General features: G+C 72.4%; 18 protein-coding genes. 3 read left to right on the top strand and 15 right to left on the bottom strand.

Annotated elements, in window-relative coordinates; genetic code table 11:
* Positions 1 to 42: 42 nt before the first annotated feature.
* The 13 genes from WME98_RS52745 to WME98_RS52685 form a co-directional block, all read right to left on the bottom strand.
* Entirely contained in the window at positions 43 to 750 is a 708-nt protein-coding gene (locus WME98_RS52745; protein WP_437949111.1) for a hypothetical protein, read from the bottom strand.
* Between the two features lie 246 nt (positions 751 to 996).
* Positions 997 to 1,338, bottom strand: a complete 342-nt coding sequence (locus tag WME98_RS52740) for a cytochrome C oxidase subunit IV family protein (protein WP_437949110.1) — start codon at positions 1,336 to 1,338, stop codon at positions 997 to 999.
* A gap of 15 nt (positions 1,339 to 1,353) precedes the next feature.
* The gene (locus WME98_RS52735) at positions 1,354 to 2,019 is read right to left on the bottom strand and encodes a cytochrome c oxidase subunit 3 (protein ID WP_437949109.1); all 666 of its coding nucleotides are present in this window, start codon (positions 2,017 to 2,019) and stop codon (positions 1,354 to 1,356) included.
* Positions 1,994 to 3,652 (bottom strand): cytochrome c oxidase subunit I, encoded by a 1,659-nt coding sequence (locus WME98_RS52730; RefSeq protein ID WP_437949108.1) that lies wholly within the window; start codon positions 3,650 to 3,652, stop codon positions 1,994 to 1,996. The genes WME98_RS52735 and WME98_RS52730 overlap by 26 nt, the downstream gene beginning before the upstream one ends.
* A complete protein-coding gene (gene coxB / locus WME98_RS52725) occupies positions 3,649 to 4,734 on the bottom strand; it encodes a cytochrome c oxidase subunit II (protein ID WP_129577082.1) in 1,086 nt (361 codons plus the stop codon). Before coxB ends, WME98_RS52730 begins: the two co-directional genes overlap by 4 nt.
* The gene (locus WME98_RS52720) at positions 4,731 to 5,567 is read right to left on the bottom strand and encodes an SCO family protein (RefSeq protein ID WP_437949107.1); all 837 of its coding nucleotides are present in this window, start codon (positions 5,565 to 5,567) and stop codon (positions 4,731 to 4,733) included. The genes coxB and WME98_RS52720 overlap by 4 nt, the downstream gene beginning before the upstream one ends.
* Complete coding sequence (locus WME98_RS52715) at positions 5,567 to 5,959, bottom strand: hypothetical protein (RefSeq protein ID WP_437949106.1); 393 nt, start codon at positions 5,957 to 5,959, stop codon at positions 5,567 to 5,569. The genes WME98_RS52720 and WME98_RS52715 overlap by 1 nt, the downstream gene beginning before the upstream one ends.
* Positions 5,956 to 7,143: a hypothetical protein gene (locus WME98_RS52710; RefSeq protein ID WP_437949105.1), complete on the bottom strand. Its 1,188-nt coding sequence runs from the start codon at positions 7,141 to 7,143 to the stop codon at positions 5,956 to 5,958. Before WME98_RS52710 ends, WME98_RS52715 begins: the two co-directional genes overlap by 4 nt.
* Positions 7,140 to 7,772 carry a c-type cytochrome gene (locus WME98_RS52705; protein WP_437949104.1) on the bottom strand — a complete coding sequence of 211 codons (633 nt, stop codon included), beginning with the start codon at positions 7,770 to 7,772 and terminating at the stop codon, positions 7,140 to 7,142. Before WME98_RS52705 ends, WME98_RS52710 begins: the two co-directional genes overlap by 4 nt.
* Positions 7,769 to 8,302 carry a DUF3341 domain-containing protein gene (locus tag WME98_RS52700; protein WP_437604772.1) on the bottom strand — a complete coding sequence of 178 codons (534 nt, stop codon included), beginning with the start codon at positions 8,300 to 8,302 and terminating at the stop codon, positions 7,769 to 7,771. The genes WME98_RS52705 and WME98_RS52700 overlap by 4 nt, the downstream gene beginning before the upstream one ends.
* Positions 8,302 to 9,645: an NrfD/PsrC family molybdoenzyme membrane anchor subunit gene (nrfD, locus tag WME98_RS52695; RefSeq protein ID WP_129577076.1), complete on the bottom strand. Its 1,344-nt coding sequence runs from the start codon at positions 9,643 to 9,645 to the stop codon at positions 8,302 to 8,304. Before nrfD ends, WME98_RS52700 begins: the two co-directional genes overlap by 1 nt.
* The gene (locus tag WME98_RS52690) at positions 9,642 to 12,668 is read right to left on the bottom strand and encodes a TAT-variant-translocated molybdopterin oxidoreductase (RefSeq protein WP_437949103.1); all 3,027 of its coding nucleotides are present in this window, start codon (positions 12,666 to 12,668) and stop codon (positions 9,642 to 9,644) included. The genes nrfD and WME98_RS52690 overlap by 4 nt, the downstream gene beginning before the upstream one ends.
* Positions 12,669 to 12,781: 113 nt before the next feature.
* Positions 12,782 to 13,432 carry a cytochrome c3 family protein gene (locus WME98_RS52685; protein ID WP_129577074.1) on the bottom strand — a complete coding sequence of 217 codons (651 nt, stop codon included), beginning with the start codon at positions 13,430 to 13,432 and terminating at the stop codon, positions 12,782 to 12,784.
* A gap of 256 nt (positions 13,433 to 13,688) precedes the next feature.
* Between WME98_RS52685 and WME98_RS52680 the strand changes: the two genes are divergently transcribed.
* A complete protein-coding gene (locus tag WME98_RS52680) occupies positions 13,689 to 15,119 on the top strand; it encodes a PQQ-dependent sugar dehydrogenase (protein ID WP_437949102.1) in 1,431 nt (476 codons plus the stop codon).
* A 6-nt stretch (positions 15,120 to 15,125) separates the two neighbouring features.
* Here the strand turns inward: WME98_RS52680 and WME98_RS52675 are convergent, their stop codons facing one another.
* Positions 15,126 to 16,208, bottom strand: coding sequence for a hypothetical protein (locus tag WME98_RS52675; protein ID WP_437949101.1), 1,083 nt, complete (start codon positions 16,206 to 16,208; stop codon positions 15,126 to 15,128).
* 10 nt (positions 16,209 to 16,218) lie between these two features.
* Positions 16,219 to 17,742 carry a serine/threonine-protein kinase gene (locus tag WME98_RS52670; RefSeq protein WP_437949100.1) on the bottom strand — a complete coding sequence of 508 codons (1,524 nt, stop codon included), beginning with the start codon at positions 17,740 to 17,742 and terminating at the stop codon, positions 16,219 to 16,221.
* A gap of 313 nt (positions 17,743 to 18,055) precedes the next feature.
* Here WME98_RS52670 and WME98_RS52665 point away from each other — a divergent pair, with 313 nt between their 5' ends.
* Positions 18,056 to 18,679 carry a TetR/AcrR family transcriptional regulator gene (locus WME98_RS52665; protein WP_437949099.1) on the top strand — a complete coding sequence of 208 codons (624 nt, stop codon included), beginning with the start codon at positions 18,056 to 18,058 and terminating at the stop codon, positions 18,677 to 18,679.
* 448 nt (positions 18,680 to 19,127) lie between these two features.
* Positions 19,128 to 24,428, top strand: a complete 5,301-nt coding sequence (locus tag WME98_RS52660) for a trifunctional serine/threonine-protein kinase/ATP-binding protein/sensor histidine kinase (protein ID WP_437949098.1) — start codon at positions 19,128 to 19,130, stop codon at positions 24,426 to 24,428.
* The last annotated feature ends 31 nt before the right edge of the window (positions 24,429 to 24,459 follow it).

Genomic DNA, 24,459 nt, shown 5'->3' with positions numbered 1-24,459 from the left:
TCTTCTGCCGCGCTCCCGAGCTCCGCGGTCAACCGCGGTCGGCTAGCGGCACGCGCTGATCTGCACGTCGTCGATGTTCCACCCGGACGTGGGCGCGCCGCCGAAGGCGAGCACGGCGCTGTAGCCGAACCGCACCCGGAGACTCCGGTTCTTGTAGGGCGTGAGATCGTACGTGACGTTCGTCCATGCGGACTCGGCGACGTCCTCGTGAGGAGACTCGTAGAGGATCCTCCAGCGCGCGCCGTCGAAGACCTCGACACGGGCCTTGTTGCGGTAGGTCGTGTTCAGCCAGCGCCAGAACGACAGCGTGACTCGCCCGCTCGCGGCCGCGTCGACGGCCGGGCTCGTCAGGTAACGCTGCGGGTGCGAGGCGTTGACGCTCGGGCCGCCGCCGAGGAGCACGCCGGCGACCCCGTTGTCGCCGGACGTCGTGTGATCGCTCGCCGGATCGGGGAACCCCGCGCGATGGCCGCTGGACGCGCGCGCCGGGCCGATCTCCCAGCCCGCCGCGAGGCTCCACCGGGCCGCGTTGTCGGCGAAGCCCTCCGCGAGGAGGACCCGCGCGGCGCACGGCGCTGCCGGGGCGTCGTTCCCGGGAGCGCCGCGGAGCGCCGCCGGGGCGCGCGCCGCCCAGTCCAGCACCAGAGACCCGTCGCCCTCCGCGGCCCACGGCGCGTCCGCCGGGCCGGCGGTGCACGCCGCCGCGGCGAGACCGCACGAGACCGCGGCCCGTCCAACCCACCTCTTCATGGTCGCTCCTGCCGAACGTGCAATGCCCCTGGCGCAGGCGCCATTCCGCATGGCCGCCGCGCAGCGCCGAGAGCACGTGTTTGTAGGACCGAACCGGGGCGGTGGATAGCCCGCGCGAGCGGCGGCCGATGCGGTGAGATCGGCGTCGCGCGAGCGGCGGCCGACGCGGTGAGATCGGCGTCACCCGAGCGGCGGCCGATGCGGTGAGATCGGCGTCGTGCGCGCCCCGACGGGGCGACCCCCGCATCACCGGGGCGGGGCCGCGGCCTCGGGCGGCGGCGGCGCTGGCGGGATCGGGCCGCGCGAGACCGTCTCGCGCGTCGCGACGTCGCTGACCATCAGCGTGAACAGCAGGCCGAGGAGGAGGGCCGACACGATCATGGGCATGGCGTTCGCGAAGCGCTGTTCGATGAGGTGCATGAAGAAGAGGACCACGAGCACCGTCTTCGCCGCGGCGATGAGCAGCGCCGCGACGACGTCGGCCCGGCCGAGGTGGGCCAGCGAGAGGAGGTACGAGGCCAGCGTGAGCGCGAGCAGGACGAGCCAGACGATCACGTAGGTCCGCAAGGAGAGGTGTTTGACGATCATGGGCGCTGCGTGCTGTTAGCGGTGCATCAGGTAGAGCATCGGCCAGAGGAAGATCCAGATCACGTCGACGAGGTGCCAGTAGAGCCCGCCGAGCTCGACGTGCGTCTCGTTGCCCGCGCCGTACCGGCGCCGGAAGCACCCCCACGCGAGCCAGCCGAGGACCACGAGCCCCGCCGTGACGTGGATGGCGTGGAGCCCGGTCGTCAGGTAATAGAGCGTGAAGAACACCTTCGCGCCCGCCTGCGGGAGCTCCTCGAAGCGGTAGGCGGCGCCGGGGAAGATCCCCTCGTGGAAGTGCGCCGTGTACTCGACGCCCTTCAGCACGAGGAAGGCGAGGCCGAGCGCGATGGCGCCGAGCAGGAGGCGGCCGGCCCTCGCGGGGTGATCGAGGCGCACGGCGTGGACGCTCAGCGCGACGAGCAGGCTGCTCGTCAGGAGGATCGCCGTGTTCGACGTGCCGATCACGGCGTTGTTGTGGGCGATCGCCGCGGTGAAATCGGCGCCGAACATCGCGCGGTAGGCGGCGTACAGGGCGAAGAGGCCGCCGAAGAGGAGGACCTCGCTGGCGAGGAAGATCCACATCCCGAAGTGCGCCGCGTGGGTCTGCTTCTCGAGATCCTCGAACTGCATGGCGAGCCGCGCCGGGGCGAGCGGCTCAGAGGGCGGCTGAGATTCGGGCATGGGCCTCCTCCTCGGTCAGCTGGTAGTCGTACGGGCCGCGCTCGACGATCGGCGTCACGGGGAAGTTGTGCGCCGGCGGGAGGGGCGGCGTCGCCCACTCGTAGCTCCGGGACCTCCATGGATTGGCCGGGGCGCGCGCGCCCCAGCGCAGGGCGACGAGGAGGTTCACGAGCGCGAGCACGAGCGCGCCCGCGAGCAGGTAAGCGCCGCCGGTCGAGAGGACGTTCAGCCACTGGTACTGCTCCGGATAGCTGTAATAGCGGCGCGGCATCCCGGCGTTGCCCAGCAGGAACTGCGGGAGGAACGTCAGGATGAACCCCAGGAACACGCCGAACGAGGTGAGCAGCCCCATCGCCTCGGAGTACATGCGGCCGAACATCTTGGGGAACCAGTAGTGCGCGGCCGCGAGGAACGCGGTGAGCGTGCCGCCCACCATGATGAAATGGAAGTGGGCGACGACGAAGTAGGTGTCGTGCCAGTGCACGTCGAGCGACTGCGTCGCCGTGGCGACGCCGGTCATGCCGCCGAAGACGAAGAGGAACAGGAACCAGAAGAAATAGAGCATCGGGGTGTTGAAATAAATGGACCCCTTCTGCAGCGTCGCCACCCAGGTGAAGACCTTGATGGCGGAGAAGATCGCGACGAACATCGAGAGCGCGCCGAAGATCCCGGCGTCGAACTCGCTCATCCCGGCCACGAACATGTGGTGCCCCCACCCCGTGAACCCGATGAACGCGATGCCGAGCGACGAGAGGGCGATCGCCCAGTAGGACGCCGGCTGCCGCTGGGAGAAGGTGCAGACGACCTCGCTGACGACGCCCTGGGCCGGGAGCACCATGATGTAGACGGCAGGGTGGGAGTAGAACCAGAACAGGTGCTGGAACAGCACGGGATCGCCGCCGAGCGCCGGGTCGAAGACGCCGAAGTGGTAGATGTGGTCGAGCCCGACGAGCAGGATCGTGAGGCCGAGGACGGGGGTCGCGAGCAGCATGATGACGCTCGTCGCGTAGTTGGCCCACACGAAGAGCGGCAGCCTGCCCCAGCCGATGCCGCGGGCGCGCATCGTGTGCGTCGTCGCGATGAAGTTCACGGCCGTCATGATCGACGACATGCCGAGGGTGAAGATGCCGATCACGATCGGCAGGACGGCCGCGGGCGTGGTCGTGCTGTACGGCGGGTAGAACGTCCACCCGGTGTCCGCGCCCCCGGCGATGGCCGTCGCCAGCGTGATCACGGCGCCGGCCGCGTAGACGTAGAGGCTCGCCAGGTTGAGGCGCGGGAAGGCGAGATCCTTGGCGCCGATCATGAGCGGGAGGAAGAAGTTCCCGAAGACGTTCGGGATCGACGGGATCATGAAGAGCCACACCATGACCACGCCGTGGAGCGTGAACATGCGGTTGTAGGTCGTCGCGTCGATGACGGTGGGCCCGGGGGTCAAGAGCTCCGTCCGGAGGACGAGCGCGAAGGCGCCGCCGAGCAGGAGCATCAGCACGATCAGCGCATAGAACATGAGCCCGATGCGCTTGTGATCGGTCGTGAGCAGCCACGATCGCACGCCGGCGCCGGCGCGGAGGTAATCGAGCTCGTGCGAGCCGTGAACGGGCGCTGTCCCCTCGATCTCATGGGCCGTCATGGCGTCGTCATCCCTCCCGGCGCCGGGGCGCCGCCTCCGCTGACGCCGTCCCACGGCACCACGGGGCCGTGGGGGACGTCGCGGATCGATTTGATGAGCTCGATGATCGCGGCGACGTCGGGCGGCGTGATCTGCCCCAGGTACGACGGCATGACCGGCGAGAAGCCGCGGTGCAGGACGGCGAGCGGATCCATGATCGACTCCGTGATGTAGGCCTCGTCGGCGACGCGCTCGCCGCCGCCCTCGAGCGGCACGACGGTGCGGTAGAGCCCGGCCCAGGTGGGGCCGACGTGCTGCGTGCCGTCGAGCGTGTGGCAGCGGAGGCAGTTGTGCCGCGCGGCGGCGCGCTCGCCGCGCTGGGGCATCGTCGGCTCCGCGGCGGCGAGCTCGGTCCGGTCGGCGGCCTCCTGCGCGAACGCCGGCGTGCTCGCCGCGCCGCCCGCGAGCCAGCGCTCGTAGTCGGCCGGGGCGAGCGCGATCACCTGGCCGCGCATCTCGGAGTGGCTCGTGCCGCAGTACTCGGTGCAGAGGATGGGGTACGCGCCCGGCTCGCTCGCCTCGAACCAGACGGTGGTATACCGGCCCGGGACGACGTCCTGCTTGATGCGGAACTCGGGCACGAAGAAGCTGTGGACGACGTCCCGCGACGTCATGACGAGCCTCACCGGCCTGCGCGCAGGGACGTAGAGCACCGAGATCATGCTCTCTCCCTCCGGATAGCTGAACTTCCACATCCACTGCTTGGCCGTGACGTAGACGTCGAGCGCGTCCTCCGGCGGCGTGCGCAGGTCGACGAACTGGCGCGTGCCGATGTTCCAGAAGGTGAGGAACAGGAACCCGAGGCCGAAGAGCGCCGCAGTCTCCAGGAAGAGCGCCGGCCGCGCGAAGGCCCCGGGGTGAGGCCGCGAGGTGTCCTGGACCCGGCGGCGATAGCGGATGAGGAAATATCCGCCGATCAGCGTGATCAGGGCGGCGCCCCCCATCGTCACCAGGATGACGAAGTAGTGCAGCCCGTCGACCTCGCCGGCCAGCGAGGAGCGCTGTTCGGGCAGGAAGAGCAGCTGGCGCAGGAGGTCGTTCATCGCGCGCCCTCCCGCCGCCTGCGCCGCCGCCCCTGCCAGCCAAAGAAGGCGAGCAGCGCGGCGACCCAGGTCAGGATGGAGGCCGCGCCGACCCGCAGGAAGCCGGCCACGTAAGGGCCGTAGCGGCGGCTCGCCGGGTCGTAGCGATAACACGTCATGAGGACGCGATCCAGGGAGGTGCCGACCTGCCCGCGGCTGGCCTCGAGGAGCGCGAGCCGGAGGTCGAGGGCGGAGAACTCGATGCCATAGAGATAGCGGGAGATGCGGCCGTCCGGCGTGAGCACGAAGACCGCCGCGGGGTGCGCGTACTGCTCGGTCCGCGGGTCGTACGCGAACCGGAATCCGAGATCGCCGGCGAGCGCGCGGATCTCGGGGAGCTCGCCGGTGAGGAACGGCCAGGCCCCGCGATCGGGCGCGCCCGCCGCGCCGAGCGCCGACAGGGCAGCTCCGCGCTTCCGCGCGGCGGACTCCGGGGTATCCCGCGGATCGAAGCTCACCGTGAGCGCGCGGTACTGCTCGCCCAGCCGGTAATCGAGCTTCGCCATGCCGGCGACGAGGCCGCGCAGCACGAGGCCGCAGAGCGTCGGGCAGCGGTAATAGGCGAGGACGAGGAGGACCGGCCGCCGCCCGTCGAAGTGGTCCGCGAGCGGCGCGCGCCGTCCATCCATGTCCGTGAACTGGAGGGCCTTGTCCACGGCGCCCCCGAGGCGCTCGTCGATGTCGGCCTCTCGCGCGGCGGGCGGGAGCGACGGCGGATCCGCGGCGGCGGCGAGCGGCGCGCGCGAGAGCGCGAGGGCGAGGAGCGCGGCGGTGGACACGGGGCGCATCCTCATCAGCGGCTCTCCTCCACGACGAGGCTCATCGCGTCCTCGATCGGGATCTGCACGATCCCGCGGCCCCGGTCGGCCCAGCCGAAGCGGCCGAGCTCCTCGCGCTTCCTGCGGTTCAGCATCGTGCCGAGCCCCTCCTCGCCGCTGGCCGTGCGCTGGAAGAGCCGCTGATCCACCCCGGCCACCACGCCGCGCGGCTCGAAGCCCTCCTTGGCGCGCGCGAGGGTCCTGCCCGCGGGGCGGAGCTCGGCCTCGCGGCCGCGCAGGATCATCCACGACCAGATGCCCAGGAGGAAGAAGATCACGACGACGGCGAACGCGACGGCGAGGATCCTCCGCCAGGGGAGGAGATCCTCTTCCTGGCGAACGTCGGGGCGGCGGTAATGGGACGTCATACGCTCTCGTAGCGGAGGGCGGCCGGCAGGGCCGGGTCGTTGATGGGGGCGAGCGGCTTATTGCGCATGCGCAGCGCGGCGAACGCGACGCTCGCGCCGATCACGGCGAGGAGCGCCGCCAGATCGAGCCAGTGGAGCGGCGCGCGCGCGCCCGGGACCTCGGGCACGACCAGCCAGTGCATGTCGAGGTAGTGCGCGGCGACGACCCAGGCGGCGATCGCCGACAGCCAGGCCGGCCGCCGCTTGATCCGGTAATTGAGCAGGATCGCGAACGGGATCACGAACCGCGCGAGCACGAGGACGAGCGTCTCTGTCCGCCATGGGCCGTGGGAGCGGCGCAGGAAGAACTCGATCTCCTCGGGCCTGTCCGTGATCCATATCAGCATGAACTGGAAGAAGGCGGCGTAGGCCCAGAAGATGGTGAAGGCGAGGAGCAGCCGGCCTAGGGCGTAGTAGTGCGACGCGCCGAGCCCGGGCAGGAGCCCGGCGCGCTCGGCGGCGAACGCGAGGACCGTGAGCAGCGCTATCGCCGCGACGAAGCCGCCGGCGAAGACGTAGACGGGGAACATCGTCGAGACCCACGTCGGCGCGAGGGACATGAGCCAGTCGAACGAGGCGAACGAGAGCGTGAGCGCGACGAGCGGGAGGCCGACGACGCTGAACACGCGGAGGTGGCCGCCGGCCGCGAGCGCCGGGGTCGCGTCGCCCCGGAGCGAGCCGCGCCGGAGCAGGGCGCCGAAGGCGAGCCAGACCGCGAAATAGATCGCCGTCCTGACGAGGAAGAAGGGGAGGTTCAGGTAAGGCTGCTTGTGCAGCACCACCTCCCTCACGTGCTCTTCGCGGATGGTCTCGGGATGAAGCCACTCGCCGTAGAGCGCGTCCAGCCCGAACAGGAGCGGGAGGAACAGCACGGCGAGGAGCGGCAGCGCGCCGACGATCGCCTCCGCGAGGCGGCGGACGGCCACCGGCCACGTCGCGTTCATGGCGTGGCAGATCATGAGGAAGATGAGCGCGCCGACCGCCGTGGTCACGGCGTAGGCGTAGGCCGCGAGGTAGGCGTAGAAGAGCCGCTCGCGATCCACGAACGCGCCGGCGACGAGCAGCGCGGCGCCGACGAGGGCGAGGCCGAGCGAGCGCGTGACGATCGCGCGGCCGCCCCGGAAGACGGGGATGCGGAGGTTCACGGGAGCTCCTTCCGGGCGCGCTCGCGGAGGGGTGGAGGGAGCGCGTCGAGCGCGGCGGCGCGGCTCCTCCCGAGCGCCTTCACATAGGCGACGATCGCCCAGCGCTCGCCGAGCGGGATGTTCGGCTCATAAGACCGCATGAGCCCGTAGCCCTCGACGATGACCTGGTAGATGCGGCCGGGCGGGAACGCCTGCACGCGCGCGTCGACGAGCGACGGCGGGCGGCGCTGGGTCATGTTGCGCGCGACCTCCGACTCGCCGTCTCCGGCGATCCCGTGGCAGGCGGCGCAGAAGATCTCGAAGCGCTCCTTGCCGTACCGGAGCAGATCGAGCGTCACCGGGACCGGGATGCGCGTCACGTACGCGCCGCCCGCGACCCCGCGCGTCAGCCCGGGATCGCCGGTCGCGCGGTCGTTCGGCACGGTGCCCTCGGGCGGGCGGCGCATGACGGAGCCGTCGTTGAAGAGCTCCGAGGGCTGGTAGGGGACGTAGCGCGCCTGGCGGAGCATGCGCTCGAGGTCCAGCGCGTCGGCGTCCCCGGGCTCGGGATCGGCCGGGGTCGACGGGGTGCACGAGAGGCAGAGCGCCGCGGCCAGGCAGGCGAGCGGGAGGAGGCGGCCGCGGTTCATGCGCGCCCCTTCCCGGCCCAGGCGACGGCGAGCGCGCCGAGATCGGTGAGATCGCGCTCGGCGAGGGGGCTGATGAGCGCCGGGTCGCGGGCGTCGATGCCTATCCAGAATCGATCGATGGTGGCGCGCTCGAACCCCGGGACATCGAAGATCGGGTTCCAGAGCTCGGGCAGCCGCGCGAGGACGAGCATCACGACGAACCCCGCCAGGGCGGCGGCGAGCACCGTCATCTCGAAGGTGATCGGCACGAACGCCGGGGGCGCGTGCCCCGGCCGCCCGCCGATGTTGAGGGGATAGTCGTACGCGTTGTTGTGCCACTGGACGAGGTAGCCCCCCGCGGCGCCCGCGAGCGCGAACGGCAGGACGATCCAGTTGAGCGGCGAGCGGCGCAGGCCGAGCGCCTCGTCGACGCCGTGCACCGGGTACGGCGTGAACGCGTCGAGCCTGCGGTACCCGCGGCTCCTGAGCTCCGCGATCGCCAGGAGCATCGCCTCCGGCGTCTCGAACTCGGCGAGCAGACCTCTCCGCATCAGTGCTCCTCCTTGCTGATCTCGCGGTTCAGCTCCTTGACCTCGGCCACCGGGATGAACGGCAACAGGCGCAGGAAGATGAGGAAGAGGAACAGGAAGAAGCAGAACGTCCCGGCGAACAGCGTGAGATCGACCCACGTCGGGCCGTAGGCGTGCCACCCGGACGGGATGAACTCGCGCTGCAGCCCCATGACGATGATCACGAACCGCTCCGACCACATCCCGACGTTCACGAGAATCGAGACGATCCAGAGCAGGATCATGTTGCTGCGGACGCGCGAGGACCAGAGCAGCTGCGGGACGGCGACGTTGCAGAACATCTGCGCCCAGAAGACGGCGGCGTTCGGCCCGCTCGGGCGCGCGACGAAGAACTGGTAGATCTCGTACTCCGAGCCGCTGTACCAGGCCGCGAAGAGCTCGATGATGTACGAGTAGATGACGATCCAGCCCGTGACGAGCGTCAGCTTGCTGAGGTTGTCAAGGTGCCGCTGGGTGACGACGCGCTCCAGGTGGAAGATCCGGCGCGCCGGGATGAGGAGCGTGAGCACCATCGCGAAGCCGGAGAAGATGGCGCCGGCGACGAAGAACGGGGGGAAGATGGTCGAGTGCCACCCCGGGACGAGCGATATCGCGAAGTCGCTGCTCACGATCGAGTGCACCGAGAGGACGAGCGGCGTGGCGAGGCCGGCGAGGAGGCCGTAGAGGAGGCGATAATGGCGGTAGTCTCGCGCGGAGCCGCGCCAGCCGAGCGACAGGATGCCGTAGATCACCCGGCGGCCGCGATCGGGCGCCCGATCGCGGAGGGACGCGAAGTCGGGGACGAGCCCGAGGTACCAGAACACGAGAGAGACGGTGAAGTACGTGAAGATCGCCGCCGCGTCCCAGGGCAGCGCGCTCTTGAACTGAGGCCAGGCCCTCAGCGTGGAGGGGTAGGGGATGAGCCAGTACGCGAACCACGGCCGGCCGAGGTGCAGGAGCGGGTAAAGGCCTGCCTGGACGACCGCGAAGAGGGTCATCGCCTCGGCGAACCGGTTGATGCTCGTGCGCCAACGCTGCTCGAGCAGGAGCAGGATCGCCGAGATGAACGTCCCGGCGTGCCCGATGCCGATCCAGAACACGAAGTTGATGATCCCGAACGCCCAGCCCACCGGGATGTTGTTGCCCCAGACGCCGATGCCGCTCACGATGGTGTAGGTGACGAGCGTCAAGAGCACGATCGTCCCTGCGCCGGTGACCGCGAACGCCGCCCACCAGAGCCGCGACCGCGGCTTCCAGACGACCGACAGCAGCTCTTCCGAGAGGGCCTCGTCGGTAGGCCTCCCGAGGATGAGGGGTTGTGTCACGGCTCGCCGAGCTCCGGGTTCTCGTTGTCGACGCGCGCGAGGTACATCGTCCTCGGCCGGGTCCCCTGGTCGTGCAGCACCGCGTAGCTCCGCGGCTCGTTCCGCCACGCGACCATCGGCGTCTCTGCGTGCTCGAGCGCCCCGAACTGGATCGCCCGCGTCGGACAGGCCTGTTGGCACGCCGTGACGACCTCGCCCGGGCGGATCCCGCGCTCCTCGACGCGCGCCGCGATCTCCGCGCGGCGGATCCGCTGGACGCAGTACGTGCACTTCTCCATGACGCCGCGCTCCCGCACGGTCACGTCGGGGTTGCGCTGGAGCCTCGCGAGCCCCGTGTTGTAGGCGTGGAGCTCGTGGTAATCGAACCAGTTGAAGCGGCGGACCTTGTAGGGGCAGTTGTTCGAGCAGAACCGCGTCCCGACGCAGCGGTTGTAGGTCATCTCGTTGAGGCCGTCGGGGCTGTGCGTGGTCGCGTTGACCGGGCACACGTACTCGCACGGCGCCTTCTCGCAGTGCTGGCACAGCATGGGCTGGTGGACGACGCCCGGGTCGCGCGGGTCGCCGGAGTAATACGTGTCGATGCGGAGCCAGTGCATCTCGCGGCTGTTCAGGACCTCGTCCCTGCCCACCACGAGGACGTTGTTCTCGGCCTGGCACGCGACGACGCACGCGCTGCACCCGGTGCAGATCGAGAGATCGATCGTCATGGCCCATTGCGCGAGAGGCACCCCGGGGGCCGACACCGCGGGCATGAGGGACGGCACCGGCCCCTTGAACGCGCTCGTGAAGTCGGGGTGCTCGCGGTAGACGGCGAGGGGGACAGAGAGCGCGATGGGCCGCCCGTGCACGCTGAAGTGCTTCTGCGTCAGGGCGAGCCGGTGCTTCTGATCCGGCCGCTTGCGCGCCGAGACGCCCGCCGCGAAGAACGGCGCGTCCGCGGTGCGGAGCCGGTACGCGTCGGCCCCCACCCCAGAGGCGATCGACTCGGCGCCGCTCCGCCCGTAGCCGAGCGCGAGCGACACCACGCCGTCGGCGTGCCCCGGCGCGACGAGGACCGGTATCGAGATCGCCCGCCCCCGGAGCTCGAGATCGACCACATCCTCGCTGTCGACGCCGAGCGCTCTGGCCGTGTCCGGGCTGAGCAGCGCGGCGTTGTCCCAGGTGAGCTTGGTCATCGGATCGGGCAGCTCGAGCAGCCACGGGTTGTTGGCGAACCGGCCGTCATACACGCTCGCGTCCACCGAGAAGGCGACCTCCAGGACCGCCGCCGGCGCCGGGACCGCCGCCGCGAGCTGCCCGAGGGCCGCGAGCGCCCCGTCGGGCCGCAGCGCGGCGCCCTCGCGCGGGGCCGCGCTGCCCTCGACGAGCCCGCGCCGGAGCGCCTCCTCCCAGAACGCCTCGAAGTCGGCGCCGCCCCGCCGCGCCGACCAGGCGTCGCGCAGGAGCTGGCGGGCGCTCCGGCGCGGCTCGCCCGCGAACACGGCGAGCACCTCGGAGGCGGTCCTGCCACCGAAGAGCGGCTCGATGAGCGGCTGGACCATCGAGATCGTGCCGTCGTAGGCGCGGGCGTCGCCCCAGGCCTCGAGCTCGTGCGCGGCGGGCACGAACCAGCCGCAGGCGGCCGCGGTCTCGTCCTCGTAGAGCCCGAGGTAGACGCGGTTCGGGACGGAGCGGAGCAGCGCCGCGAGCTCGAGATCCGCGGGCGCCGTGTAGGCCACGTTGTCCTCGAGGATCACCAGCGTATCGACGCCGCCGCGCCGGATCTCGTCGGCGAGCGCGGCGAGCTCCTGCTCGGCGGCGCCGGCCGAGATCAGGGTCGGCCCGGTGACCCACGCGGCGCGGTCGTTGCCGAGCGCCGCGTTCATGAGGTGCGCGAGCGCGTGGACCGGCGCGGGCTGCCGCTCCCCCGCGACGACGACGCTCGCCGCGGCGCCGCGCGCGAGGTCGCGCGCGAGCGCCCGGACGAGCGGCTGCTCCTCGGCGCGCACGTGCGCCCGGAGCGGCTCGAGCGCGCCGAGCGCCTGGGGCGGGATGGCCCCGGGGCGCGGGCCGACCGCGAGGAAGAGCTCCGCCGCGATCGCCGCGGCGAGCGCCGGCACCTCGCTCGGGCGCTTGCGCAGCCGGTGGTCGGCCATGCTCCCGGTCGGGCTCAGCCCGGGCTCGACGACGTAGAGGCGGTTCATGGTGCCCGTCGGCGAGCCGACGCGCCTGCGCTCGGCGAACTGGCGCGCATACCGCGCGCTGAACGGCACCGACGAGAGGAAGTCGGCGTCGAGCGCGAGGATGACGTCCGCCGCCCGGAAGTCGTACTGGGCCTGGAGCGGCGCGCCGAAGGCGAGCGCGGCCCCGCGCGCCGGATTGGCCGACCGGGCGGGCGCGTAGAACGTGAACCGCGCGGCCGGATGGCGCGCCTGGACGCGGCCGATGAGGTCGAGGACGAGCGGCGAGCCGGTCGGCCGGAGGACGAACCGGAGCCCGGCGCCGCGGTCGGGTCGCGGTGCGCCGAACTGCTCGACGAACGCCTGCCACGCCGCCGGCGCCGCGCCGCGCCGCGCAGCGCGCGCCCGGTGCTGATCGTAGAGGCCGAGCACCGACGCTTGCTCGTAAACGCCGGTCGCGCCGAGGCTCGCCGGGTGCTCCGGGTTGCCCTCGACCTTCGTCGGCCGCCCCTCGTGGTTCTCGACGAGGATGCCCGTGGCGAACCCGTCGAGCTCCAGGCTGGTGGCGTAGTACCGGAGGATCCCCGGCGTCACCTCCGGCGGGGTCGTCACATAGGGCACGATCTTGTCCGCGGGCGTCGCTCGGCACCCGGAGACGCCGGCGAGCGCCATGCTGGCGCCGAGGAGCTTGAGCCAGCCGCGCCGGCTCACCGCGCCCGGGTCGCCCCCGCCGCCGGGGAGCTCTCGCGCCGCGGCCTCGCGGAGCTCCGGCGATTCGAGGAGGTCCGCGAGGCTGCGCCAGTATGCCTTGCCCGTCTTGCCGTCGAGCGCCGCGCTCCAGGGGGTCTGTCTCTGATCAGCCATCATCCCTCTTCAGGTCCTCGGCGGCCGGCGCCGCCGGCTCGAGTGCTCTCCGCTGTTCGCCGCATGCCGTCTCCTCGTCTCCGCGCCTCCGCTCGATCCTCGATCCCGCGCGTTCACCTGTGGCAGGTCGAGCAGTGCTCGAGGCGCCGCACGCCGAGCTGCTGCGCGATCTGGCGGCCGATCCGCTCCGCGTCGGGGCCGGCGTCCCACTCCATGTCCGTGACGGCGGAGGGCGGGCGGAGGTGCCGCTCCGGCGCCCTGTGGCAGGCGAGGCACCAGCCCATCGTCATCGGAGACACCTTCCGGACGTCGGGCATCTGGTCCACGCGGCCGTGGCACGTCACGCAGCCCACCCCCTTGTTCACGTGGATCGCGTGGTTGAAGTAGACGAAGTCGGGGACGTCGGTGACGCGGTTCCAGGCGATGGGGGTGTCCGAGAAATAGCTGCTCCGGACGAGCTCGAGCTTGGGGCTCTGATTCCAGATCTGGCTGTGACACCCCATGCAGAGCGCGGTCGACGGCATCCCCGCCGTGCCGGCGCGCTCGACCGTGGAATGGCAGAACCGGCAATCGATGGCGTCGTCCTGCACATGGTGCCTGTGGTCGAACTGCACCGGCTGCTGCACGGGCAGGTTCTGCCCGGTGTTCCACTCCGTGCGCACGTAGATCATCGGCGCCGCCACGGCCGCCGCGCCGCCGAGGAGGACGGCCGCGATGGCGAGTCGGAACGCGGTGTTGCTCCAGCGCGGAAAAACGGATGCCATGATCTCGTGTAGCCGGCCTCGCTCGATGGGCGGCGTGGCGGCCGTCTCCATCGATGCGGAGATCGCCGGGGTCGTTTCGCGATCTCGTCTCGCGCGCGCCGGGAGCTCGCCTCGCGCGCGCCCCGGGAGCCGCGCGCTCAGGCGATCCCGGAGCAGCGCCGTCCGGCGTGCGCTCGATCGCGCCATGCGCGGGAGCGCCGTCCGCGAACACCAGATCTTCGCCTCGTGGGACGGAGATCTGCGATATCTTGCCGTGATGAGGCCATCGAACTCTGCCCTATCGCCCCTCCTGGTCATCGCGCTTCCGGTGGCGGCCGGGCTCGCCTTCTTCGCGTGCTCGCGCGACGAATCGATCTCCCCGCTGCCCCTCGGCACCGGCGGCGCGGCCTCCTCGGCCTCCTCGACCGGCGGGCCGGGCGGGAGCGGCGCCGGCGGTGACGGCGGCGCCGGCGGAAGCGGCGATGCCGGGGGCAGCTCCGGCGGGGGCGGCGCCGGCGAGGGCGGGGCCGGCGGTGACGGCGGCGATGGCGCGACCGGCGGGGGCGGCGCGCGGCTGAGCTGCGCGCCGCCGTCCGAGGACGAGGGCGCGCTGAAGCTCACCCCGCTCGTCACCGGCCTCGCATCCCCGATCCTCGTGAAATCCGCGCCGGGCGACCCGACGCGGCTCTTCATCGTGACGCAGCCCGGTCAGATCCTCGTCCTCGACGAGGGGGCGACCGAGCCGACGGTCTTCCTCGACATCCGGGACCTCACCGTCTTCGCGGACGAGCGCGGCCTCCTCGGGCTCGCGTTCCACCCGGAGTACGAGAGCAACGGCCGCTTCTTCGTCCACTACTCCGACAAGGCGACGGGCGGCGATACGCGCGTCGTCGAGTTCGCGCGGGGCGAGCGCCCGGACGTGGCCAATCCGACGCCGGTGGCCACCTACCTCGAGCAGGCGCAGCCGGCGCGCAACCACAACGGCGGCTCGCTCGAGTTCAGCCCCGTCGACGGCTTTCTCTATCTCGCGCTCGGCGACGGCGGCAACAGCAACGATTCCGGCCCCGGCCACTCGCCCATCGGCAATGGCCAGGATCTCACGACGTGGCTCGGGAAGATCCTTCGCCTCGACGTCTCGACGCACCCGTACCGCATCCCGGAAGGCAACATGACCGGCGAGGGCGTCCTGCCCGAGATCTGGGACTATGGCCTGCGCAACCCGTACCGCTTCAGCTTCGACGCGTGCACGGGCGATCTCTACATCGCCGACGTCGGACAGCGGCTCTGGGAGGAGATCAACATCGAGCCGGCGGGGCAGGGCCGGAAGAACTACGGCTGGCGCGTCATGGAGGGCGCGCACTGCTTCTCGCCGGCGGAAAACTGCGATCCCGAGGGCACCACCACGCTCCCTGCCGCCGAATACGGCCATGCGGGGCAAGTGATCGAGGATTGCTCGGTCACCGGCGGCTACGTCTACCGGGGCAGCAAGATCCCCTGGCTCCGGGGCAGCTACCTGTTCGGCGACTACTGCAGCGGCCGGATCTGGACGCTGAGGTACGAGGGCGGGGTGGCGTCGGCGCCCGTCGACCGGACGGACGATCTCGGGTCGTTCCGCTTCAAGCTCGCCAGCTTCGGGCAGGACGGCACGGGCGAGGTCTACGTCACGGATTTCGGCGGCGGCGCCGTGTACCGCATCGATCCGGAGTGAGGGCGCTCACATGGACCAGCGGAGCCCGGCGTAACGCGGGCCGAGGACGAGCTCGGGCGGCGGCGCGGAGGCGGCCTTCTTCTCCGGCTGGACCGGCACCTTGCGGCCGCCGACGATGGCGAGCGGGATGCCGACGCCGGCGAAGACGACCCCGCCGACGATGAGCGCGACCCCGGCGTCCTCCGCGCTGGCATCTTCCTCGTAGGTGAAATCTTCCTCGAACGGGTCGGTGGGATCCCCGGTGTAATCCGGGTCCGTGGCCGAGCTCGCGGCGATCGCCAGGCCCCCGCCGAGGAGGGCCACGGCGCCGATGCTCGTCAGGACGATGCCCGTGACCATCATCCCCTTGCTGCGGCGCCGGGTCAGCGGCTGCGGCGGGGGGGCTGGCGCGCGCCCGGCCACAGGCGCGAGCGCGGCGCCGCTCGCCGGCGGTGCGGCGGCGCGCGCCGGCGGCGGCGCGGCGGGGCCGCTCACCGGCGGGGCGGCGGCGCGGGCCGGCGCGCCCGCGAGCTGCGGGACGGCCACCGTCTCCGAGGCGCCGGCCTTGTTGAGCTCGACGGTCTTCACGAACGGCGATCGGCCGGCGGCGGAGGCCTCGATCGTGTGCTTTCCGGGATCCACGGGCACCGGCGTGCCCCACTGCGCGCGCCCCACGAGGGCGCCGTCGCGCTTCACCTGGAGGTCGGCCGGGGCGTCCGCGGGCGCCGTGATCGTCAGCCGGATGAGCTTCGGCTCCAGCGCCGTGGCGCGCTGCCGCGCGACCTTCTCGCGCTCCGGCTGGCCGGCGGCCTTGGCCGCGCCCGCCACGTCGAGGAACGTCGACCAGGCGCTCGCCGTCCGGCCGACCTGCTCGTAGCAGGCCGCGAGGTTGAACTGCGTGCCGATGCCGGGATCGAGCCGCTGGCTCTCCTCGAGCTTGGGGCACGCCTCGGCGTGCTTGCCCTGGGCCATCAGCTGCCGGGCCGCGTCGAACAGCGCCTGCGCCGCCGCCGTGTCGGCCCTGGCGTCGCGGCCGCCCCCCACGAGGGCGGCAAGGAACATCGCGAGCGCCAGCAGGCGCCCGAGGTGCTGCATGGGCAGGCTCGTCATGGTCGTGTCCTCACTTGCGATCGTCGAACAGGTTGCCGCTCGCCGGCGCGGCGGAAGGAGCGGCGGCCGGCCGGGCGGTCCGGGGCTGCGGCGCGGCCGCGGCGCCCGCGGGTGCGGGTGCGGGTGCGGGTCGAGGAGCGGCGCTCGCCGGGCGCGCCGCCGCGGGCTTGCCGCCGGCCGGCGTCGCGGAGGCGGCCGCGGCCGGGCCCGGCGCGGCGCGCTCCTCCGTCGGCGAGGGCGCCTCGACGCCGCCGGGCGTGACGGCCGGCGAGCGCGCCGCGGGCGCGTCCGGCGACGCCGCGGAGCCCGCCGGCGACGGCGCCGCGGGCGCGTCCGGCAGCGCCGCGGAGCCCGCCGGCGACGGCGCCGCCGCGGCGCTGGCGGACGGCTCGGCCGGGGCGCCGTCGCGGCCCGCGCGGGCGCTCAGGAAGCCGAAGATCCCGAGCGCGACGGCGAGCGACAGGCCGATGCCGGCCAGCGCGACGAGCCCCACGGGCCGCTTCCGCCGCACGACCGTCCCCGTCCACGGCGCGGAGGTGCTCGCCATCGTCGGCGAGATCGTCCCGCTCCGCGCCGCGGCGTCCGGCCGCGACGGCGCCGAGCTCCGCGAGATCCCGCTGATCCGGTCGATGGAGACCCGCGCGCGCCCGCTCGCGAACGGCGCGAGCGCCTCGGCCAGCGCCCCGACGTCGCGGAACCGCCGCTCCGGCAGCTTCTCCAGGCACCGCTGGATCACCGCCTCGAGCGCCGGGGGCACGTCGGGGCGGAACGAGGCGAGCGGGCGGGGGATCCCCTGCATGATCGCCACGCAGAGCTGCGGCATGGTCGCGCCGTCGAACGGCGGCGCGCCCGCGAGCAGCTCGAACAGGATGACGCCGAGCGACCAGATGTCGGTGCGCGCGTCGACGTCGCGCGCGGACTTGAGCTGCTCCGGCGACATGTAGAGCGGCGAGCCCATCACCGCCGTGGTGTCGGTGATCCGCGGATCGGCGCCGCCGGTCGCCACCTTCGAGATCCCGAAGTCGAGCACCTTCACGCACGGCGAGCCGTCGGCGCGCCGCGTCAGGAACAGGTTCGCCGGCTTGAGGTCGCGGTGGACGATGCCCGCGGCGTGCGCCTCGGCGAGCGCTTCGCAAGCCTGGAGCACGTATTCCACGGCGATCTGCGGCGGCATGGGCCCGCCGGCGCGGAGCGCGTCGGCGAGGTCGCTGCCCGACAGGTACTCCATCACCATGTACGGGGTGCCCGACTCGAGCGTCCCGACGTCGGTCACGCGGGCGACGTGCTCGCTCTTGACCTTCACCGCGGCGCGCGCCTCGCGCACGAAGCGCTCGGCCAGCGTGCGCGAGTGGGCGGCCGAGGGCAGGAGCAGCTTGATCGCGACCTGCTCCTCCAGCTGGAGGTGGGTGGCGGCGACGACGACGCCCATCCCGCCGACGCCGATCACCCGCTCGACGCGGTACTTGCCGGCGATCACCTGCCCCTGTCGAACCAGCCCTCCGGCTTCGTCGTGTGTCGGCGCGGTGCTCGTCATCGATCGGTCCCTTCGGCCCGCCGGATCGCGGATCGCGTGAAACGCGCGATCTTCGCGGAGAATCCGGCGCAAAGCCAGCCCACGATAGCCGCCGGGCGGACGGCAATCAACGTCATGGCTCGGCTCCGTCGCGCGCCTCCCCGGCCCCGCGCCCGCGCGCCGCCCGCGCCTCCTCCGGCGCCCGCGCGCCGTCCACGCGGCCCGCGCCTCCCCCAGCGCCGCGCGGGGTCCGCGCCGCCTCCGGGGTGTTCCCGCCGACGCCTCGCCGGGACGCTTCCCCCGGGCGTGAATCCGAGAGAACATCGTTCACGCCATGGAGCACGGTCACCCCGGCGGCGCGAGCGAGCGGCGTCAGCGGATCCTCGAGGCGACAGAGCGGCTCCTCCGCCGGTACGGGCCTGCCAAGACCACCGTCGCCGACATCGCGCGCGAGGCCGAGATCGCGGTCGGCGCCGTGTACCTGGAGTTCGCCTCGAAGGACGCCATCGTCGAGGAGCTCTCCCAGGGCCAGCACCGCGCCGTCATGGCCGCCATGCGCGCCGCCGCGGCCGTGGACGACCTGCCCTTCTGCGACCGGCTGCGCGCGGTGTTCGACGCCCGCGCGCGCTCCTTCCTGGAGCTCGCCGGCTCGGGCGCGCACGCCTGCGACCTCGTGCATTGCCAGAGCCGCGCCGTGAAGGCGGCCCACGCCCGCTTCCTCGACGAGGAGCGCGCCCTCCTCCGCGACCTCATCGCCCGCGGCGCCCGCGCGGGCGAGCTCGACGCCGAGGACCCGGAGCTCGCCGCGCGCGCGCTCCTCCGCGCCTACGCGAGCTTCTCCCCTCCGTGGCTGTTCCAGAGCTCCCGCGAGGAGGCGTTGGCGATGCTGTCCGCGGTCCACCGGATCGTCCTTTACGGCCTCGTCGGCCGCGCGCCCGCCCCCAAGCCGCAGCGCTGACGCGACGCGGGCGTATCCCCGCTCGCCGGCCCAGCCCGCCTGTCCGGGCGGGCGCCGCGCGGCGGGCCCGAGATCCCGAGTCGCCGCCCCGGCGGCGGCGCGGGCCAGCGAGGCTGTTTGACGGGCTGCGTAACGCGCCTGCGCGGCGCGAGCTCGCGTCTTCCGGGCACGAGAGACCTCGATCCGCGCACCGCCAGGGCCAGTGTGCGCACTCCCTGGCTCGATGATCTCGAGCGCAGCGGCGCGCCAACACGCGCAAGCACGCGCCAACACGCGCAAGCACGCGCCAACGTCGATAGCCGCCGAGTTCTCCCTGGAGTTTCGACAATTTCTGTGACAGCCGCGGATCGGCGGCTTATTATCCGCCCCTTGCTGGAGGGCAGTCATCGCCTCGCCAGATCGGAGCAGAGCCTTGCAAGCAGCTGTGGGCTATCGAAGCGAAGAGGTTGTGCAGACGACAAATGAGCGGTGGAGCCTCGTGCGCGCCGTGCGCGAGAGCGACGAGCGCCGCGTGCTGCTCAAGGGGCACCTCGACTCACCTCGTCACACGGCTGCTGCGGCCGCTTCTGCGCTGCTCAATGAATTCGAGATCACCCGTTCTCTCGACGCCGCGCGCGCGCTCTGCCCCGCGCGGGTGGAGCTCTCCGGCGAGACACCGGTGCTCGTCTTCGAGGACGAGGGGCTCGTGCCCCTCGACGCGCTCCTCGCGGGCGCTCCGCTCCGGATCGCGCAGCTCCTCTCGTGGGCGGCGCGCATGGCCGACGCGCTCGCCGAGGTGCACGGCGGCGGCGTGATCCACAAGCACATCCAGCCGCAGAGCTTCCTCGTCGACCCCGGGACAGGCGCGGTCCGGCTCACCCATTTCATGTTCTCGACGCGGCTCCGCAAGGAGCACCCGCAGGCCCAGAGCACGGTCGAGGAGGGCAGGCTCCCCTACATGTCGCCGGAGCAGACGGGCCGGATGAACCGGACGCTCGACTGGCGCACAGACCTCTACTCGCTCGGGGTCGTGTTCTACGTGATGTTCGCCGGGCGCCTGCCGTTCGACGCCTCGGGGCCGCTCGAGTGGATGCACGCGCACCTCGCCCGGCCGCCCGCGCCGCTGCCCGAGGACTCCGTCCCTCCGGCCGTGTCGGCCATCGTGATGAAGCTCCTCGCGAAGGACGCGGAGGAGCGGTACCAGAGCGCAGAGGGGCTGTCGAAGGACCTGGAGCGGTGCCAGCGCGCGCTCCGCGAGGCCGGGCGGATCGACCCGTTCCCGCCCGGCGAGCACGACGTCTCCGGTCACTTCCGCATCCCGCAGCGCCTCTACGGTCGCGAGGCGGAGGCGCAGCAGTACCTGTCGATCTTCGAGCGGGCGCTCGCGGGCAGCCGCGAGATGATCATGATCACGGGCTATTCAGGGATCGGCAAGACGTCGCTCGTGCACGAGATCTACAAGCCGCTCACGCGGGAGCACGGCTATTTCATCTCGGGCAAGTTCGACCGCCTCCACCGCGGAATCCCGTACTCCGCGGTGATCCAGGCGCTCCGGAGCCTGCTCCAGCAGGTGCTGGCGGAGAGCGCGGAGCGCGTCGAGGCCGCGCGGCAGTCGCTGCTGAAGCGCCTCGGGAGGAACGCGTCGCTGCTCGTCGAGGTGCTGCCCGAGCTCGGGATCGTCCTTGGCGCCGGGAACGTCCCGCCCGCGCCGGCCGAGCTCGGCCCTGCCGAGGCGCAACACCGCCTCCTGCTGGCGTTCCGCGGGGTCCTCAAGGCGTTCTGCGGCCGCGAGCAGCCGCTCGTCCTGTTCCTCGACGACCTGCAATGGGCCGACGCCGGCTCGCTCTGGCTGCTCGAGGGGCTCCACGGCGGCGAGGATCTCGGGCCCTTGCTCCTCGTCGGGGCGTACCGCGACAACGAGGTGAACGAGAGCCATCCGCTGTGCCTGACGCTGAGGTCCGTACAGGCGACCTCGGTGACGGTGAACACGATCAAGCTCTTCCCGCTGTCGTTCGCGTCGCTGACCCGGCTCGTGGCCGACACCCTGAGGCAGGACGCGAGGGCGGTGGAGCCGCTCGCCTGGCTCGTCATGCACAAGACGGAGGGGAACCCGTTCTTCGCGCGGCAGTTCCTGCAGGCGCTCGACGCGGACGGGCTCGTGTACTTCTGCCCGGAGGAGCGGCGCTTCCGGTGGGACATCGAGAAGATCGAGGCGCGCGGGTTCACCGAGAACGTCGTCGAGCTGATGAGCGGGCGGGTGCGCGGCCTCGACGCCGGGACGGTCGAGCTCCTGAGGCTCGCCGCGTGCATCGGGAACACGTTCGACCTCGAGACCCTCGCGGTCATCGCCGGCCTCGACCGGGCGGAGGTCGCGCGCCGCCTCGCGCCGGCGATCCGCGACGAGTACATCCTCCCGGTCGGCGAGCCCTCGAGCGCGCCCGGCGAGGCCGCCGCGGGCCGCTACCGCTTCCTGCACGACCGGGTGCAGCAGGCCGTCTACGGGCTCATCGACAGGCCGCAGCGCGAGGCGGTCCACCTGCGGATCGGCCGGCGGCTGCTCGCGGCCGCGGGGCCGGAGGAGCGCTCCGAGCGCATCTTCGAGATCGTCGAGCAGCTCGACGAGGGGCTCGGCCTCGTGCAGTCCGTCGAGGAGCGGCTCGCGATCGCGCAGCTGAACCTGGAGGCGGCCGTGCGCGCCAAGCAGGCGACCGCGTACGCCGCCGCCCGGCGGTACCTGGAGGCGGGCCGCGGGCTGCTGCCGGCCGGCGCGTTCGGGTCGCACTACGCGCTCGCGTTCGCCCTGCTGCGGCAGCTGGCCGAGGTGGAGTACCTGCTCGGGGCGATGGACGCGGCCGAGGCGCTCGTCACCGAGGCGCTCGGCTACGCCAGGACGCCGGTCGAGAAGGCGGACCTGCTGAAGCTGCGGATGGTGCAGTACACGATGCGCGGCCGCTTCACCGACACGGTGGAGGCCGGGCGGGAGGCGCTGGCGCTGGTCGGCGTGGCGCTGCCGTCGCGCGCGAGCGCGGCGGAGCTCGACGCGCTGGTCGAGGCCGAGGCGGCGCGGGTCGAGCAGCTGCTCGGCGGCCGGGCGCCGGCGTCGCTGATCGAGGCGGAGGAGATCGCGGACGAGAGCCAGCGGCTCGCGGTGGGCGTGCTCAACGAGCTGATGGCGCCGCTGTACATGCTCAAGCTCGAGAAGCTGAACTTCTTCGCGTGCTGCAGCATCGTGCGGATCTCGCTCGAGCACGGCCTGGCGCCGGAGGCGTCGTACGGCTTCGCCATGTACGGCGGGCTGATCGGGCATTTCTACGGCGACTACCACCAGGGCTACGCGTTCGGCCGGCTGGCCGCCGACATCGGCCTTCGGTTCCGGATGCAGGGCGACTTCTGCCGCGCCTGCTACATCCTCGGCAACAACATCCAGTCGTGGGTGCGTCCGCTGTCGGAGACGGACGCGCTGTTCCGGGACGGCTACCGGGCGGGCCTGGACGCGGGCGATCTCCAGTTCGCGGGCTACTTCCTCATCTACCTGCTGCTCAACCCGCTGTTCCGCGGCGCGAGCGCGCGCGGGCTGCTCGACGAGCTGCCCGCGTCGCTGCGCTTCGCCAAGCGCACCAAGCACACGGTGGCCACGCACAGCATCCTCGGCCTGCTGCTGGCGCTGCGGGACCTGACGGGCGACGCGGCCGCGGTCGCCGAGGAGGCGCTGACGGAGGAGCAGTACCTCAAGGACTGCGAGGCGCACCAGACGCGCTACGCGCTCTGCCACTACCAGATCCTCAAGGCGATGTGCCTGTACCTGCACGGCCTGCCCGCGGAGGCGCTGCGGCTGGCGGACGAGGCGGAGGAGAACCTCGGCTTCCTCGCGGGGAAGTTCCAGACCGCGGCGCTCCGGTTCTACCGGGCGCTTGCGCTGGCGGCGCTGTTGCCCGAGGCGGCGGAGGGGGACCGGGCGCGGCTCCGGGCCGATCTGGACGCGTGCCGCGAGCGGCTGCGCGGCTGGGCGGAGAGCTGCCCAGCGAACTTCGCCCACAAGCACGCGCTGGTCGAGGCGGAGGCGGCGCGGCTCGACGGCCGGGTGGACGAGGCCGCGAGGCTGTACGAGCAGGCGATCGCGCTGGGCCGGCAGCACGCGTTCGTCAACATCGAGGCGCTCGCGTGCGAGCTGGCCGGCCGCTTCTGGATGTCGCGCGGCAGGACGCGCGTAGCGCTCGACTTCCTCACCGACGCGCTGCAGGCCTACGGCCGCTGGGGCCTGGGCCGCAAGATCGCGCTTTTGACCGAGGAGTTCCCGCTGATCAAGCCCGGGCGCGAGCGGGGCGCGCGGGCGGACGTGTTCGACGCCGAGACGCTGCTCAAGGCGGCGCGCGTGCTCTCCGAGGAGCTGGTCGTCGAGCGGCTGCTCAGCAGCATGGTGCAGGTGCTCGTCGAGAACGCCGGCGCCGAGCGGGGGGCGCTGCTGCTCGTCCGCGGCGACGACCTCGCGCTGGTGGCGCTGGGCACGGCGCACCCGCCGGCGTCGAGGGCGCTGCCGTCGATCCCGCTCGAGGACCAGAGCGACGAGGTCTGCGCCTCGGCGGTGCGGCTCGCGGTGCGCACGCGGCAGAGCGTGATCTACGCCGACGCCTCGCAGGACCCGGCCGTGCGGGACGACCCGTACGTGAGCGCGCGCAAGGTCCGGTCGATGCTGTGCGCGCCGCTGCTGTTCAAGGGGCGGGCGCTCGGCGCGATCTACCTCGAGAACAACCTGTTCGAGGGGCTCTTCGGGCCCGAGCGGCTCGAGATCCTGCACCTGCTCGCCGCGCAGGCCGCCGTCTCGTTCAACAACGCGCTCGTCTACGAGAGCCTCGAGCGCATGGTGGAGGAGCGCACGCGCGAGCTCCGGAGCACGCAGCAGCAGCTCGTCGACGCCGCGCGCAAGGCCGGGATGGCCGAGGTCGCGGGCAGCGCCATGCACAACGTGGGCAACGCGCTGAACAGCGTCATGGTGCTGCGGATGCAGCTCTCGGAGAGGATCGCGGGCTCGCGCGTCCCGCGGCTCGGCCAGGTCGCGCAGCTCCTGAAGGCGCACCGGGACGACCTCGCCGGGTTCCTCTCGGACGACCCGCGCGGCCAGCGGCTGATCGAGTACGTCGACGAGCTGGCGCGCCACCTCGCGGCCGAGCAGGAGTCCGCGGCCGGCGAGCTCGCGGAGCTCGGCGAGTGCGTGGCCCGCATCCGCGACATCGTGTCCGATCAGCTGCGCAACGCCGGGATGAAGCTCATCGTCGAGCCGGTCATGGTCTCCTCGGTGGTCGAGGACGCCCTGCGCGTCGGGCTGAACCGCGCCGAGCGCGCGCACCACGGCATCGAGGTCGTCTGCGAGCTCTCGGACGAGGCGCGGGTCGAGACGGACCGGCACCGGCTGCTCCAGATCGTCACGAACCTCATCACCAACGCGCGGCGGGCGGTGTGCCACGCGGTGGGCCCGGATCGCCGGGTGCTCGTGCGGTGCGCGCCGCGGGAGGGGGGTGGCTGCTCGGTGGAGGTCGAGGACACCGGCGTGGGCATCGCGTCGGACCACCTGGCGCGGCTGTTCCAGCAGGGGTTCACCACGTGGCCCGAGGGCACGGGGCTCGGCCTGCACGCGAGCGTGCTGGAGGCCCGCCTGCTCGGCGCGGACCTCCGCGTGGAGAGCGACGGCCCCGGCCAGGGCGCGAAGTTCACGCTCGAGCTCCCGGCCACCGCGCCCCGGAGCGGGAAGCGGCGCGCCGAGGCGCTCGCTTGACGCGCGCCCGGGCGGTGCGTAGCGGCGATCT

Origin of the sequence: Sorangium sp. So ce296, from assembly GCF_051529605.1 — a bacterium.
Lineage (GTDB): Bacteria > Myxococcota_A > Polyangia > Polyangiales > Polyangiaceae > Sorangium > Sorangium cellulosum_D.
This window is presented reverse-complemented; position numbering and strand designations above follow the sequence as displayed.

Excerpts from the sequence above, each read along its gene's own strand:
- WME98_RS52720 (WP_437949107.1), bottom strand. The coding sequence starts at position 5,567 with ATGAGGATGCGCCCCGTGTCCACCGCCGCGCTCCTCGCCCTCGCGCTC.
- WME98_RS52690 (WP_437949103.1), bottom strand. The coding sequence starts at position 12,668 with ATGGCTGATCAGAGACAGACCCCCTGGAGCGCGGCGCTCGACGGCAAG.
- WME98_RS52730 (WP_437949108.1), bottom strand. The coding sequence starts at position 3,652 with ATGACGGCCCATGAGATCGAGGGGACAGCGCCCGTTCACGGCTCGCAC.
- WME98_RS52715 (WP_437949106.1), bottom strand. The coding sequence starts at position 5,959 with ATGACGTCCCATTACCGCCGCCCCGACGTTCGCCAGGAAGAGGATCTC.
- WME98_RS52705 (WP_437949104.1), bottom strand. The coding sequence starts at position 7,772 with ATGAACCGCGGCCGCCTCCTCCCGCTCGCCTGCCTGGCCGCGGCGCTC.
- WME98_RS52685 (WP_129577074.1), bottom strand. The coding sequence starts at position 13,432 with ATGGCATCCGTTTTTCCGCGCTGGAGCAACACCGCGTTCCGACTCGCC.
- WME98_RS52745 (WP_437949111.1), bottom strand. The coding sequence starts at position 750 with ATGAAGAGGTGGGTTGGACGGGCCGCGGTCTCGTGCGGTCTCGCCGCG.
- WME98_RS52735 (WP_437949109.1), bottom strand. The coding sequence starts at position 2,019 with ATGCCCGAATCTCAGCCGCCCTCTGAGCCGCTCGCCCCGGCGCGGCTC.
- coxB (WP_129577082.1), bottom strand. The coding sequence starts at position 4,734 with ATGAACGACCTCCTGCGCCAGCTGCTCTTCCTGCCCGAACAGCGCTCC.
- WME98_RS52665 (WP_437949099.1), top strand. The coding sequence starts at position 18,056 with ATGGAGCACGGTCACCCCGGCGGCGCGAGCGAGCGGCGTCAGCGGATC.
- WME98_RS52675 (WP_437949101.1), bottom strand. The coding sequence starts at position 16,208 with ATGACGAGCCTGCCCATGCAGCACCTCGGGCGCCTGCTGGCGCTCGCG.
- WME98_RS52700 (WP_437604772.1), bottom strand. The coding sequence starts at position 8,302 with ATGCGGAGAGGTCTGCTCGCCGAGTTCGAGACGCCGGAGGCGATGCTC.
- WME98_RS52740 (WP_437949110.1), bottom strand. The coding sequence starts at position 1,338 with ATGATCGTCAAACACCTCTCCTTGCGGACCTACGTGATCGTCTGGCTC.
- WME98_RS52670 (WP_437949100.1), bottom strand. The coding sequence starts at position 17,742 with ATGACGAGCACCGCGCCGACACACGACGAAGCCGGAGGGCTGGTTCGA.
- WME98_RS52680 (WP_437949102.1), top strand. The coding sequence starts at position 13,689 with ATGAGGCCATCGAACTCTGCCCTATCGCCCCTCCTGGTCATCGCGCTT.